The 14,353-nt window shown below is 40.6% G+C and carries 14 protein-coding genes and 2 pseudogenes; 15 read left to right on the top strand and 1 reads right to left on the bottom strand.

Going from position 1 to position 14,353, the window contains the following annotated elements:
* Window position 1 precedes the first annotated feature (1 nt).
* The 7 genes and pseudogenes from FZC88_RS16040 to FZC88_RS16010 all read left to right on the top strand — a co-directional run bounded on the left by FZC88_RS16040 (window position 2) and on the right by FZC88_RS16010 (window position 4,432).
* Entirely contained in the window at window positions 2-460 is a 459-nt protein-coding gene (locus FZC88_RS16040) for a phBC6A51 family helix-turn-helix protein (RefSeq protein ID WP_148995623.1), read from the top strand.
* A 7-nt stretch (window positions 461-467) separates the two neighbouring features.
* The gene (locus tag FZC88_RS24100; protein WP_187443659.1) at window positions 468-641 is read left to right on the top strand and encodes a hypothetical protein; all 174 of its coding nucleotides are present in this window, start codon (window positions 468-470) and stop codon (window positions 639-641) included.
* Window positions 641-1,267, top strand: a complete 627-nt coding sequence (locus FZC88_RS16035; RefSeq protein WP_148995622.1) for a hypothetical protein — start codon at window positions 641-643, stop codon at window positions 1,265-1,267. Before FZC88_RS24100 ends, FZC88_RS16035 begins: the two co-directional genes overlap by 1 nt.
* Before the next feature lie 105 nt (window positions 1,268-1,372).
* A complete protein-coding gene (locus FZC88_RS16030) occupies window positions 1,373-2,059 on the top strand; it encodes an Hsp70 family protein (protein WP_148995621.1) in 687 nt (228 codons plus the stop codon).
* A gap of 143 nt (window positions 2,060-2,202) precedes the next feature.
* A complete protein-coding gene (locus tag FZC88_RS16025) occupies window positions 2,203-2,694 on the top strand; it encodes a hypothetical protein (RefSeq protein WP_187443658.1) in 492 nt (163 codons plus the stop codon).
* Between the two features lie 325 nt (window positions 2,695-3,019).
* Window positions 3,020-3,115: pseudogene (locus tag FZC88_RS16020) on the top strand (sporulation transcription factor Spo0A); the annotation flags it as partial.
* A gap of 582 nt (window positions 3,116-3,697) precedes the next feature.
* Entirely contained in the window at window positions 3,698-4,432 is a 735-nt protein-coding gene (locus tag FZC88_RS16010; protein ID WP_148995619.1) for a glycerophosphodiester phosphodiesterase, read from the top strand.
* Between the two features lie 14 nt (window positions 4,433-4,446).
* On the opposite strand, the gene FZC88_RS16005 is transcribed toward FZC88_RS16010, so the two are convergent.
* A complete protein-coding gene (locus FZC88_RS16005) occupies window positions 4,447-4,686 on the bottom strand; it encodes a DUF2627 domain-containing protein (protein WP_148969573.1) in 240 nt (79 codons plus the stop codon).
* 133 nt (window positions 4,687-4,819) lie between these two features.
* On the opposite strand from FZC88_RS16005, the gene FZC88_RS16000 reads away from it, so the two are divergent.
* The 8 genes and pseudogenes from FZC88_RS16000 to FZC88_RS24755 all read left to right on the top strand — a co-directional run.
* A complete protein-coding gene (locus FZC88_RS16000) occupies window positions 4,820-6,889 on the top strand; it encodes a sigma 54-interacting transcriptional regulator (protein ID WP_148995862.1) in 2,070 nt (689 codons plus the stop codon).
* 136 nt (window positions 6,890-7,025) lie between these two features.
* A complete protein-coding gene (gene yqiS, locus FZC88_RS15995; protein WP_148995618.1) occupies window positions 7,026-7,934 on the top strand; it encodes a phosphate butyryltransferase in 909 nt (302 codons plus the stop codon).
* Between the two features lie 43 nt (window positions 7,935-7,977).
* A complete protein-coding gene (bcd, locus tag FZC88_RS15990) occupies window positions 7,978-9,075 on the top strand; it encodes a branched-chain amino acid dehydrogenase (protein WP_148969571.1) in 1,098 nt (365 codons plus the stop codon).
* A 136-nt stretch (window positions 9,076-9,211) separates the two neighbouring features.
* On the top strand, window positions 9,212-10,333 hold the full coding sequence (gene buk / locus FZC88_RS15985) for a butyrate kinase (protein WP_187443657.1): 1,122 nt from the start codon (window positions 9,212-9,214) through the stop codon (window positions 10,331-10,333).
* Window positions 10,334-10,352: 19 nt separating this feature from the next.
* Entirely contained in the window at window positions 10,353-11,777 is a 1,425-nt protein-coding gene (gene lpdA, locus FZC88_RS15980) for a dihydrolipoyl dehydrogenase (protein WP_148995616.1), read from the top strand.
* 347 nt (window positions 11,778-12,124) lie between these two features.
* Window positions 12,125-13,123, top strand: a complete 999-nt coding sequence (locus FZC88_RS15975) for a thiamine pyrophosphate-dependent dehydrogenase E1 component subunit alpha (RefSeq protein ID WP_148969568.1) — start codon at window positions 12,125-12,127, stop codon at window positions 13,121-13,123.
* A gap of 14 nt (window positions 13,124-13,137) precedes the next feature.
* Complete coding sequence (locus tag FZC88_RS15970; RefSeq protein ID WP_148969567.1) at window positions 13,138-14,121, top strand: alpha-ketoacid dehydrogenase subunit beta; 984 nt, start codon at window positions 13,138-13,140, stop codon at window positions 14,119-14,121.
* A 57-nt stretch (window positions 14,122-14,178) separates the two neighbouring features.
* Window positions 14,179-14,334 (top strand): annotated as a pseudogene (locus tag FZC88_RS24755) (biotin/lipoyl-containing protein); the annotation flags it as partial.
* Window positions 14,335-14,353: the final 19 nt, after the last annotated feature.

Genomic DNA, 14,353 nt, shown 5'->3' with positions numbered 1-14,353 from the left:
AATGGCACAAGAAAAAAGTATTCATGATATAGAAGTACCTTACGGGGTTACTGGTGAACAGGTTGCAGTAGCCAAATTTTATGTCACCAACAAGCTGAAAAACGGATTCACAAAAGAGAAGATGTTCAAGCACTTTAGTATGTCATCGAAAACCTTTTACAAATGGATGGAAAATGAAGCCTATCAGAAATATATCAATGAAATGGCACACATTCTATTACCTGAAGATGAGTTACAAGCCGTGCAGAAGATGAAGAAAAAAGTTATGGCTTTTGCTGATAAACAAAGTGTTTCTTCAGCAGAAATGAAGATGTTTATGGATGTATTCGGTTATGTGGTTGAAGCTGATAATCGCATACAAGCCCAGAAGCTTGGAATAAGTAAAGATGGAACTGGTACTTCTGCACCTAAATCGGTTGACGAGAAGAAGCAGTTATTATTACAGAGACTGAAAGGATAAATGATTAATGAGTGCAATTTTGGACATCGTTGAAGGCACTAAAAGATTAGCTGAAGAACGTGAAGTGAGAGAAAGTGCCCGTATTGAGAAAGAACGTGCTGAACGGCAAACTGGACCAACTGTAACAAATGAAGTTAAAGCTGAAACTGAAGAAATTAAACTAGAAGGGGAAGATGAATAATGAATAAAGCAACCGTAATTAAAACATATAAAGGTATTTTTGAAAAGGCTGAACAGATTAAAGAATCATATGCTTCAGCACTGGATAAAGCTAAAGAAGAACAGGGTGAACTGGTACAAGCTATTCAGGACGGTGAAGCACACCTTCATGAGTTGTATAAAGCTTATGTATTGGGTGATGTTTCATTAGATGCTTACCAAACTGAACAGAAGCTTCTTCAGGATAAGAAAGATATTCTTCATGTAACAGATATGAAAATTAAAGATATTGGTGGATTGTTGACCGAAGAATTGCAAGGGGTACTTGCTGAATTACGAGAACACGCACCAGACTTTGCAAAGGTAAATATTAAGAATAAAGCTGATGGGGTTAAAAAGATATTAGAAGCTAAAGAACAGTATCTTGCGACATTGAATCAGATTCAGAAGGAAGTTGGTGAATCTTCTAAATTTGAAGTAATGCTTGACCGTCTGAAAGTTGAAGTAGGTGAAAAGGATTTTAGTTACGCATCAAGGAAAGCCGAAGTGGAAACTAATATTTCTACTTATCATAGCATTAAGAATGGTTTAGACGTAACACCAGATGAAGTAATGAAAGCTTACTTTAAGGACTATTACAAATTTTAATAATTAATAGGTGGTTCTGATTCACTTCAGATTCCACCTTCTTTTTTTGTAGTCATTTTTGAAAATTAATATTCAATAATCAGAACTGAAAAGGGGATTTTATCAATGAAGAAATTAGTGGAGAAAATTACATCTTACTTTAAAAATATGTTTAAGCAGCGTTCACCAAAACCGGCTAATAAGAACCGGAATATTTCACGTATGGAATCATTACAGTTTGACCTGAAGAGAACACTGGAAGCTATTGATAAGCGTAAAAATGAAGCTGATATAAAAGTGTTAAATGCTTCAGATTCTTTTGAGAAGGCTTTTAAAGAGTATGATGATACATACAGAAGGCAAGTACAAGGAAAGGTATCTATGGAAGAATTACAAGCCAAGAAAGAAGCCCTGGAACCACTAAAAAAAGCACTGGAAGAAGCTAATGGAGAACAGGACAAGCTGAAGGACCTTGAAAAAGCTGAAATTATTAGAATCACTGGTGAAATGAACAGTATTAAACATAAGTACGTGAAGGCAGTTGCAGAAGCTTCTTCTGTAAAGGCTAAAGAGATTCAGGAACTTAAAGCTGATTACATGCAGAAGGTGGTAGCATTGGCTGAAGAATACCGTTCTGTTGTTACTAGTGAAAACATGATAAATGATTACATGCGTTATTACGGCTTTAACACCAGTGAAACCATTGTAGAAGAATATACTGAACTTACTAAAGAAAACCCTGTTACACTGGAAGCTTTAGCTTTGAATGAAGAACGGATTACAGAACTATTGACCGGAAGAAAGCTATATTAAATACACATGAAGAAACCCTGATTGAGTTGGTGAAACTACCTTCTCTTTCAGGGTGATTTTTTTATGTGAAAATATAGTATTCAGAGTTATTTAAGACCTGATATAATAATAACAAGAAAAATTTTACAGTGGTGGTGTTGATGATGGATAAGTTTAATATTCCAAAACTAAAAATGGATATAGGGGGAGTAAAACCATTACCTAAAATGGATATAGGAGAAGATAAACCAGTTCTTAAAATGGATGGTTTAAGTGCAAGTTACAAAGGAATGGCAGAAGCTGAAAAGTATATGAGAGAAATGCAACGGAACAAATTATTAAAAGAACAAGAAGCTGAACAACGTGAAATTGAGATGCATGAAATGACTAAACAAATCGCAGAAAATACTTCTCATTTACCTGACATGGTAGGGTTAATAAGAAAGGGTAATGAAGTAAATGAAGAAATTCTTGAACTCTATAAGGAAATGATGAATGTCACAAAAGCACAAACTGTAGAAGAAGCAGAATCTGTTATTAAAAAAGTAGTAAGCAAGGCACAAGACACAAATGATGCAATTGAAACAATGTCAAGTTTAATCAATTACGGTAAGATGCTATTGAAACTTTCATTTCCGGACAGTGGACTTGAATAAAGAAATTAAGTGATGGGTGCTGACCAAAGTGGACAGTGCCTTTTTTATGTCTATATAATGAAGGAATTAATATTAGATGTATGATGATAGACAGAGAAAAGGTTAAATCGCTTGTAGGTCCCGTGAGAAGCACAACTTTCAGCTATATCTATCAAATAACGTATGTTTCAGTAAGACACCAGTTATATAAGTGTTGACTTGTAGAAAACGTACTAATATACTGGAAATAGTTAGTGAGTAGTTACCAACTAACCACTACAATACATACCAATAAATAAATGATATAAACAAACATACAGTACGTTCAAAAAGCTGATATACCAACGGATACACAGTGAGTATGTCAAAAGCAAAGCCGACAAACTCAGAGTTCATTGCGATGGTTGCTGATAAGCTTCGTCTGGAACATATGGCTTCATGAAAGGGTAAGGAATAGTGCGATCATTTCTTAACTGAATAGAACGATTTAAAACCCTATGAGCCCAGGTGGATTCGTGGGGTTTTTTGGTTTGAAGAAATCTATACATTTCCGTTTTCTAAAGTAGAAATCGCCTCTTTTTTCAAAAGTAGGAGTACGCCCTTACGGCTTGTCCATTCTTACATAAGATACAATGTAATACAAAAACAACTAAAGGGAGGTGAGACAATGGGATGCTTCCGTGATAGAGATGATGTTGCTGGTGCTTTTGACAGAGACAGAGACGACTTTAGAGTTCCTGTGAGAGCTTTTATTAGAGGAGAGGATTTCTGCAGAGCTGTACGCCGTTGTGACAGAGACGATGTAAGAGGTATTGAAGACCGTCGCCGCAGAAGAAGATGCTGCTGGTTTTAATTAGTTGCATTGAAACAAAAAAATCCTGAGATTCTCAGGATTTTTTTATAAAGGTTTCATCCTTTGAGAAGAATCTAAATAAGTATATAATATGAATAGACAAACATTCATAAAGCTCGATATAGAATGTACATACAGGGTTAGATTAACTTAAGAAAAGGGAGTGCGCTCATGACGCTAATCTTTGCACACCGTGGTTCAGCCGGGACACACCCGGAAAATACGATGGACGCTTTCTTTGAAGCTGAAAGAGTAGGGGCGGACGGGATTGAATTAGATGTTCAGCTGACAAAAGATGGAGAAATCGTCGTGATTCATGATGAAACGGTTGATCGCACAACCAATGGGAAAGGGTTTGTCAAAGACTATAGGCTTAAGGAAATTCAAAAGCTGCAGGCGAAATTCAAATTTAAAAGTAAGCTGTTTAAAAAAAATCGTGTGCCTTCATTGAGAGAGGTATTTCAATGGTTAAAGGGCAATGATATGCTTTGTAATATTGAGTTGAAGAACAGCATTATGGACTATCAGGGCTTGGAAGCAAAAGTGATCGGATTGATAAGGGAGTTTGGGTTTGAGGATCGAATCATCATTTCTTCATTTAATCACTATTCGATCGTGGCCTGTTACCGATTGGAGCCTGCAGTCGAAATTGCTCCGCTCTACTCATCGGGTCTATATATGCCCTGGATTTATGCCAGGTCCATCAGGGCGAAAGCGATACATCCCAATTTAAAGGCTGCACCCGATGAGATCATTGTGGAAGCCATGAAAAACGGGATAGCTGTCAGACCCTATACGGTAAATAAGATAGATCAGATGGAGAGACTTCTGAGTATTGACTGTTCAGCAATCGTGACGGACTTTCCTGAAAGAGCATTGAAGTTAAGAAATCATAAAAAAAGCTAGCGTAGAAAATTACGCTAGCTTTTTTTCGTGAACCGGGACTGTACTTTATTCCGTTTTCGGTCACGGTGCAGAACAAATCCCGCAATGAAACCGAGACCGCATACAAAGAATAGCAACCCGATGACGAATTGCAGCCATAAATAAGGAATGGGTGACTGCAGAATACCAAATAACATATCTCTCATCAATTTAATTCCCAGTGCAGCAAGCGCGCCAGGTATCAACATTATAATAAGGGCTATTAGTCGGACCATTAGGTGTATAACTCCTTTTTCGTTTCCATACTAAAATTCTAACTCCAACTAGAAAATTGTCAAGTTTAGAAAAGTAGTGTAACATTATGTTTGTGAAAAAAATTGCAGGTATTGATAGTCGGGGTGAAAAATGTTGCAAGAGGTTCTAATTGTCGGTGGGGGTAAAGGTGGGACAGCCATATTAAGAATCCTCCACGAAGCTTCCGTCATGAAAGTGATTGCAGTTGTAGACCTAAATGAAAACGCTTCAGGTATTTTGTTGGCTAAAGAACTGGGGATACCGGTTGGTAATGATTGGCGACAATTCCTGAATGATTCTGTTGATATCGTCATTGAAGTGACCGGTGAACAAAAAGTGTTTGAAAATATAAGAGATAAACGGGGAAAGAATACAGTCATTATCCCAGGCAGTGTTGCCTTTCTTATCTCGAAGCTTTTGGAAGAAAAGGAAGATCTCATTCATCAGTTGACAAGTGAGTCGTTTAAAAGGGATCTTATTTTTAACTCGACTGACGATGGTATGGTCGGGATCGATGATCAAGGAAATGTGATGCTCTACAATAAAAGTGCAGAGCGGATGATTGGGAAGGATCAGGAAGACGTTATCGGGATGCATATCTCTGACGTGATTCCTGAGAGTAAGTTAACTACCACGATGGAAACACGTCGTACTGAAACCAATCAAGAAGTGGTGTTAGATAATGGGCTGAAGATCATCTCCAACCGAATTCCGATGATTACCGACAATGATGAAATCATCGGTGCCTTTTCTGTGTTTAAAGACATTACGGAGGTCGTAAATCTTGCAGAAGAAATAACGAACCTCAAAGAAATACAGACCATGCTTGAAGCTATCATTCATTCCAGCGATGATGCAATATCTGTAGTCGACGAAGAGGGGAAAGGGATTCTGATAAATCCTGCCTATACACGAATCACGGGACTCACCCAGGAAGAAGTAATCGGAAAACCCGCAACTGCAGATATTTCCGAAGGGGAGAGTATTCACTTGAAAGTCCTGCAGACTCGAAGAGCCATCAGGGGAACAAGAATGCGGGTTGGTCCGAAACGTAAAGAGGTTATCGTTAACGTAGCTCCAATTATTGTGAACAATAAGCTCAAGGGGAGTGTCGGTGTCATCCATGATATGTCTGAGATTCAGTCACTCACTCAGGAGTTGGATCGTGCAAGAAGAATCATCCGTACTCTAGAAGCGAAGTATATGTTTGAAGACATCATCGGGGACTCAGAGGAAATGATGATTGCCGTAGAACAAGCTAAATTAGGGGCGAAAACGCCAGCAACTGTTCTTCTTCGGGGTGAATCCGGTACGGGAAAAGAATTATTTGCACACGCGATACATAATGCGAGTGATCGAAAGTTCAACAAATTCCTGCGGGTCAATTGTGCTGCATTATCGGAGAATCTATTGGAAAGTGAATTATTCGGATATGAAGAAGGTGCCTTTTCTGGAGCAAAGCGGGGAGGTAAACGAGGATTATTTGAAGAAGCTAATAATGGAAGTATATTCCTGGATGAAATTGGGGAGTTAAGCGCCAACACTCAAGCCAAGCTACTGAGGGTCCTGCAGGAGAATGAAATTGTTCGAGTTGGTGGGACGAAATCCATCCAGATTAATGTCCGGGTCATTGCGGCGACGAATGTGAACTTGGAAAAAGGAATTGCCGATGGTTCTTTCAGAGAAGATCTTTACTACCGGCTCAACCGAATGCCCATTCAAATACCTCCTCTGCGGCATCGTAAATCAGATATTCCGTTCATTTCTGAAACCTTGATTACAAAGATCAACCAGGATTATGGCAGAAATGTTGAAGGGGTTACAAAGGAAGCGATGAACAAGTTAATGAATTACCATTGGCCTGGGAATGTCAGAGAGCTCGAGAATGTATTGGGAAGAGCGATTATCTTTATGAACTACAACGAAGTAAAGATAGATAGCAAACATTTACCTCAACTGGAGAATACATCTAAGAGCCAAGTTAAAGAGCTTGCTGCTGATGCATCAGGAACCCACAAAGATTTGGCTACTCAAGTAGAACAATATGAAAAAAATATAATCCAGAACGTTTTAGAGCAGAATAATGGTAACAAAACGGCAGCAGCCAAAGCATTAAGTGTTTCAGTGCGAAATTTGTATTACAAAATTGAAAAATATGACATTGAAATAACTAGCATGAAATAATTTGCATGGTATGAAAAGAATTGCATGGTTGGATGTATGGAAATGAAGCGTTTTCAACACTATAAAAGTTGGCACGGTTCTTGCATATAGTTTAATGGGAACATAATAACAGAAAAAAGGGGTTGAAACGACATACATGAATCTACAATCTTTGGTGGAAAAAGCAACCCAGATAGAAAATTCCACTGTAGCGGTTGCAGCTGCAGAAGATAAAGAAGTCCTTGGTGCTGTCGCAATGGCAGTTGAAAAAAATATGGCCAAATTTTTATTGTTTGGTGATAAAGAAGAAATTATCTCTCTTTTAGAAGAGGTTGCGCCACAGCTTCGATCACACGGCAATATTAAGATAAAGCATGCTTTTTCTCCGCAGAAAGCAGCGGAACTTGCTGTGAAGGCTGTAAAGGAAAATGAAGCAAGTGCTTTAATGAAAGGGAATGTTCCCACTGCTGTCATTTTAAAGGCAGTGTTAAATAAAGAGTGGGGACTCCGTACAGGAAATGTATTATCACATGTTGCAGCTTTTGAGGTGGCTGGGTTCGATAGATTGACATTTATTACGGATGCAGCTATGAACATTGCACCTGATTTGCAGCAAAAAGCGCAAATTATTGAAAATGCCGTTGGGATTGCCCAATCAATCGGTGTCAACCATCCGAAAGTTGCCCCGATAGCCGCGGTTGAAGTAGTGAATCCGGCCATGCAGGCAACAGTGGATGCCGCTTCCCTTACGATGATGAATCAAAGGGGGCAGATTCGTAATTGTGCTGTCGATGGGCCATTAGCCCTTGATAATGCAGTTTCTCATCATGCTGCGGAGCATAAAGGGATTGAAAGTGACGTCGCAGGACAAGCAGATATCTTGCTCGTTCCGAATATCGAGACGGGTAATGCTCTTTACAAGTCCCTGATCTACTTTGCGAAAGCGAAAGTTGGGGCTGTGATTGCGGGAGCAAAAGCACCAATCGTGTTAACATCCAGGGCAGACAGTGCAGAAAGTAAGTTATATTCACTGGCACTGGCTATATGCTCTGCTTCAAATAAATAATAGATACATCAAACATAAAATTAGACTTTAGGGGGAAATAAAAATGAAAATTTTCAGCTATATGGAACAATATGATTATGAGCAATTGGTATTTTGTCAAGATGAAGCATCAGGGTTGAAAGCGATCATCGCGATCCATGATACAACTCTTGGACCTGCACTTGGAGGAACTCGTATGTGGACATACGAATCTGAAGAAGCAGCGATTGAAGATGCTCTGCGTCTTGCAAAAGGTATGACGTACAAGAATGCTGCTGCCGGACTTAACTTAGGTGGGGGGAAAACGGTTATCATCGGTGACCCTCGCAAAGATAAGAATGAAGAAATGTTCCGTGCGTTTGGTCGCTACATCCAAGGATTAAACGGTCGTTATATTACTGCAGAAGATGTTGGTACTACAGTTGCTGATATGGACTTGATTCATGAAGAAACAGATTATGTTACAGGTATTTCTCCTGCCTTTGGATCTTCTGGTAACCCATCTCCTGTTACGGCTTATGGAGTATACCGTGGAATTAAAGCTGCAGCGAAAGAAGCCTTTGGAACAGATTCACTGGAAGGGAAAACAATCGCCGTTCAAGGAATCGGTAATGTTGCGTACAATATGTGCCGCCATCTTCACGAAGAAGGAGCAAATCTGATCGTTACAGATATCAATAAGGAAGCTGTTCAACGTGCTGTAGATGAATTCGGGGCAAAAGCTGTTGATATCAACGAAATTTATGGAGTTGACTGTGACATCTTTGCACCATGTGCCCTGGGAGCGATCATCAACGACGAAACCATTCCTCAGCTAAAAGCAAAAGTCATTGCAGGGGCTGCGAATAACCAATTAAAAGAAACTCGTCATGGTGACGCGATTCATGAAATGGGTATCGTTTATGCACCTGACTATGTCATCAATGCAGGTGGAGTCATCAACGTAGCGGATGAATTATACGGTTACAATAGTGAAAGAGCGATGAAAAAAGTGGAGCAAGTGTACAACAACGTTGAGCGGGTTATTGAAATCGCTAAACGTGATAATGTTCCTACTTACGTAGCTGCTGATCGTATGGCGGAAGAGAGAATCGAGAAAATGCGCCGTTCAAGAAGCCAGTTCTTACAAAACGGTCAACATATTTTAAGCAGACGTGGATAATTAGAAGAAAAAACGCTTTACTTCTAACAAGAGTAGAGCGTTTCTTCCCTGTTAATGCGAACATCGAACAGATTAAGGGGTTATCTATCATAGGGGAAAAATTCTACGAACAAACATTACAATAATAGCTACCCAAATGGAGGTAACAACAGTGCAAGAAAACAAACATCGGATATTAGTCATTAACCCTGGATCGACATCAACCAAGATTGGTGTTTTCGATGATGATCGATCTATCTTTGAAAAGACAATTCGTCATGATACAGGAAAGATTAATGAATTTCCAACTATCATTGATCAGTATGAATTCAGAAAGGATACCATTCTTCAAACGTTAGATGAAGAAGGGATCAACATTTCAAAACTAAGTGCTGTTTGTGGCCGTGGGGGCCTTCTTAGACCGATAGAAGGCGGCACCTACTTAGTGAATGATGACATGCTGAAGGATCTTAAAGAAGGATTCTCAGGTCAGCATGCTTCAAACCTTGGTGGGATTTTGGCATTTGAAATTGCCTCTGGATTAAACATCCCGTCTTATATTGTCGACCCTGTTGTAGTGGACGAGCTGCAATCACTTGCCCGGGTTTCAGGGTTTTCACTCATTGAAAGAAAGAGTATTTTCCATGCGTTAAATCAGAAAGCGGTAGCAAGAAGAGTCGCAAAGGAACTCGGAAAGAAATATGAGGACCTAAATCTGATCATCACTCATATGGGTGGTGGAATTACCGTCGGTGCCCACCGCAATGGGAAAGTTGTGGATGTGAATAATGGTTTACATGGCGATGGCCCATTCAGTCCTGAAAGAGCAGGTACTGTTCCGGCGGGTGATTTAGTTGACCTATGCTTCTCAGGTGATTATTACCGAGATGAAATCATGAAGAAACTCGTTGGTCAAGGTGGCTTAGTCGGTTACCTTGGAACAAACGATGCGGTAAAAGTAGAGAAGATGATTGAAAATGGCGATGAAAATGCCAAAGCCGTGTACGATGCGATGGCGTATCAAATTGCGAAAGAAATTGGGTCAGCAAGTGCCGTCCTTAATGGTAAAGTTGACGCCATTGTGTTAACGGGTGGTCTTGCTTATGGTAAAGAGTTTGTAAAAGCGATAAGCAATCGAATCAATTGGATAGCGGATGTCGTGATTCAACCAGGAGAAAATGAACTGCAAGCTCTTGCGGAAGGGGCATTAAGGGTCTTACGAAGTGAAGAAGACTATAAGGTGTACCCTGGAAATGTAAAAGAAGAAGCAAGAGTATAAGAGCAAGGAGGACTCAAGATTGGCAGAAGAATATGATTTAGTCATTCTAGGGGGAGGCACAGGTGGCTATGTAGCCGCCATTCGTGCTTCTCAACTTGGATTAAAAACAGCAATCGTTGAAAAGGGAAAACTGGGGGGGACATGCTTACACAAAGGATGTATACCTAGTAAAGCTCTTCTTCGGAGTGCTGAAGTATATGCTACAGCTAAACACGGTGAAGACTTTGGTGTGAAGATCAATGGAGTAGAGTTAGATTTCACAAAAGTTCAATCTAGAAAAGACGGGATCGTTGAACAGCTTCACAAAGGAGTTCAACACTTGATGAAACAAGGTAAGATCGATGTCTTCGAAGGACTTGGACGTATATTAGGACCTTCTATTTTCTCGCCGATGCCTGGGACGATTTCGGTTGAAATGAATAACGGGGAAGATAATGCTATGTTGATCCCTAAGAATGTGATCGTTGCAACAGGTTCCAGACCTCGTTCTTTACCGGGTCTTGATATTGATGGAGAATACGTATTATCCTCAGATGAAGCGCTTTCACTTGAAGTTCTTCCTAAATCGATCATCATCGTTGGCGGAGGGGTCATCGGTATTGAGTGGGCTTCCATGCTGTCTGACTTTGATGTAGAGGTAACTGTGGTGGAATACGCTGATAAAATCGTACCAACCGAAGACCATGAGATTTCTAAAGAAATGCAGCGCTTAATGAAGAAAAAAGGCGTCAAAATCGTGACAAGTGCAAAGGTGCTTCCTGAATCCCTAGAAAAAGGGGATGGAGAGGTCACCATTAAAGCTGAGCATAAAGGAGAAGAAAAAGCCTTTATAGCAGAGAAGATCCTTGTATCTGTAGGCAGACAAGCGAATGTTGTAGGTATTGGCTTAGAGAACACAGATATTAAAGTGGAAAAAGGTTTTATTGAAGTGAATGAATTCTTTCAAACAAAGGAATCTCATATTTACGCGATTGGAGATGTCATCGGTGGACTTCAATTAGCTCATGTAGCATCTCACGAAGGAATCACAGCAGTGGAACATATGGCGAATGAGAAGCCTCATCCTATTGACTATTCCCTCATTTCAAAATGCATCTACAGTAATCCTGAAATTGCAAGCGTAGGGATTACGGAGCAGGAAGCGAAAGAAAAGGGATATAACCTGAAGACCGGAAAATTCAGTTTCAGAGCGATCGGGAAAGCACTTGTTTATGGTGAATCGGATGGATTCGTCAAGATCATTGCAGACAAAGATACCGATGACATTCTGGGTGTGCACATGATTGGTCCGCATGTAACCGACATGATTTCAGAAGCGGGACTTGCTAAAGTATTGGACGCAACCCCATGGGAAATCGCGCACACAATCCACCCTCATCCATCCCTGTCAGAAGCGATCGGAGAAGCGGCACTTGCTGTAGATGGAAAAGCTATTCATTCATAGAAAAGCGAAGCCGACTGTTCTGGCCCGACAAGCACAAGGGGGAAATCCCAGAAGGCGTACTTGGCCTTATGGGATTTATCCATTGTGACCTCGAGGGACAAGGAGGCGCAGCTGGACAAATAGAAAAGCGAAGCCGACTGTTCTGGCCCGACAAGCACAAGGGGGAAATCCCAGAAGGCGTACTTGGCCTTATGGGATTTATCCATTGTGACCTCGAGGGACAAGGAGGGGCAGCTGGACAAATAGTAGAGCGTAGATGGCTTTTGGGGCCGCCATCAACAAAAAATTTATAAGGTAGAGATCTTCTCTACCTTTCCAACCATTAGATTGTGTAGGAGGTAAATAAAATGGCAGAGAATCGTCATGAAGAGTTAGGACTTTCCAATGAGAAAGTATTAGAAATGTATGAAACAATGCTGCTTGCCAGAAAAATCGATGAGCGCATGTGGTTACTGAACCGGTCGGGTAAAATCCCATTTGTTATTTCATGTCAAGGTCAAGAAGCGGCTCAAGTTGGTGCTGCATTTGCTTTAGACCGCGAAAAGGATTATGTACTTCCGTACTATCGTGACATGGGTGTTGTCTTAACATTCGGGATGACGGCCCAGGAATTAATGCTATCAGGTTTTGCAAAAGCAGAAGATCCAAACTCAGGTGGACGTCAAATGCCTGGTCACTTTGGTCAAAAGAAAAATAATATCGTAACGGGTTCATCTCCTGTAACGACTCAAGTACCACATGCCGTTGGTATCGCTCTTGCCGGAAAAATGGAGAAGAAGGATGTTGTGACGTTTGTAACGTTCGGTGAAGGGTCTTCCAACCAGGGAGATTTCCATGAAGGCGCAAACTTTGCAGGTGTACATAAACTTCCTGTCATTTTTATGTGTGAAAACAATAAATATGCGATTTCGGTTCCGATTGAAAAGCAATTAGCTTGTGAAAAAGTGTCCGATCGTGCCATTGGATATGGAATGCCTGGAATCACGGTTGATGGAAATGACCCTATCGAAGTATATAAAGCGGTCAAAGAAGCAGCGGATCGCGGCCGTCGCGGGGAAGGTCCAACCCTTGTTGAAACAGTTTCTTATCGTTTAACTCCTCACTCCTCTGATGATGACGATCGAAGCTATCGTTCTCCGGACGAAGTGGCAAAAGCGAAAACAAATGATCCAATCATCACGTTTGGTGCTTATCTGAAAGAAACAGGCGTTATGAACGATGACATTGAAAAAGAAATCAATGATCGTATTATGAAGCTCGTGAACGAAGCAACGGATTATGCAGAAAACGCTCCATATGCTGAAGCAGAATCAGCAATGAAGTATGTTTATGCAGAAGAGAAGTAAGGGGGAATTCAATCATGCCAGTAATTTCATACATTGATGCCGTAACAATGGCCATTAGAGAAGAAATGGAACGTGATGAGAAAGTATTCGTTCTTGGAGAAGACGTAGGGAAAAAAGGTGGAGTTTTCAAAGCGACTCACGGATTGTATGATCAATTTGGAGAAGACCGCGTCATCGATACACCACTTGCAGAATCAGCTATTGCCGGAGTTGGAATCGGAGCTGCCATGTATGGTATGAGACCGATTGCAGAAATGCAGTTTGCTGATTTTATCATGCCTGCTGTGAACCAAATCATTTCTGAAGCATCACGTATTCGTTATCGCTCGAATAATGATTGGAGCTGTCCGATGGTTATTCGTGCTCCATACGGTGGTGGAGTTCACGGAGCACTTTATCACTCTCAATCCGTTGAGGCGGTTTTCGCTAATCAGCCTGGATTGAAAATAGTCATGCCTTCTACTCCTTATGATGTGAAAGGCTTGCTGAAAGCGGCGATCCGTGACGAAGATCCAGTATTATTCTTCGAACACAAACGTGCTTACCGTCTAATTAAAGGAGAAGTACCTGATGATGATTATACTCTTCCAATCGGAAAAGCAGACGTGAAGCGTGAAGGGGAAGACATCACAGTCATCACATATGGCTTGTGTGTTCACTTTGCTCTTCAGGCAGCAGAAAAGCTTGCCCAAGACGGAATTGAGGCGCACATCCTGGATTTACGTACAATCTATCCATTAGATAAAGAAGCGATCATTGAAGCAGCTTCTAAAACAGGGAAAGTTCTGCTCGTGACAGAAGACAATAAAGAAGGAAGCATCATGGGTGAGGTTTCTGCGATTATCGCTGAAAATTGTTTATTCGAGCTTGATGCTCCAATCAAACGACTTGCTGGTCCTGACGTTCCTTCAATGCCGTATGCGCCAACAATGGAAAAATACTTTATGATCAACCCGGATAAAGTAGAAAAAGCAATGCGTGAACTTGCAGAATTTTAATCAGAAAAACCAATTAAACTCAACAGTAAGGAGGGTTCCTCATTGGGTATAGAAAATATGAAAATGCCTCAGCTAGGGGAAAGTGTTACAGAAGGTACAATAAGTAAATGGTTGGTTTCACCTGGTGATACCGTCAATAAATATGACCCGATTGCGGAAGTTCAAACGGATAAAGTAAATGCAGAGGTACCATCATCCTTTACGGGTACCATTAAAGATTTAATTGCTGATG

Origin of the sequence: Rossellomorea aquimaris, from assembly GCF_008180865.1 — a bacterium.
Taxonomy (GTDB): Bacteria; Bacillota; Bacilli; order Bacillales; family Bacillaceae_B; genus Rossellomorea; species Rossellomorea yichunensis.
Note: the sequence above shows the minus strand (reverse complement) of the source record. Positions and strands in the feature narration are given on the sequence as shown.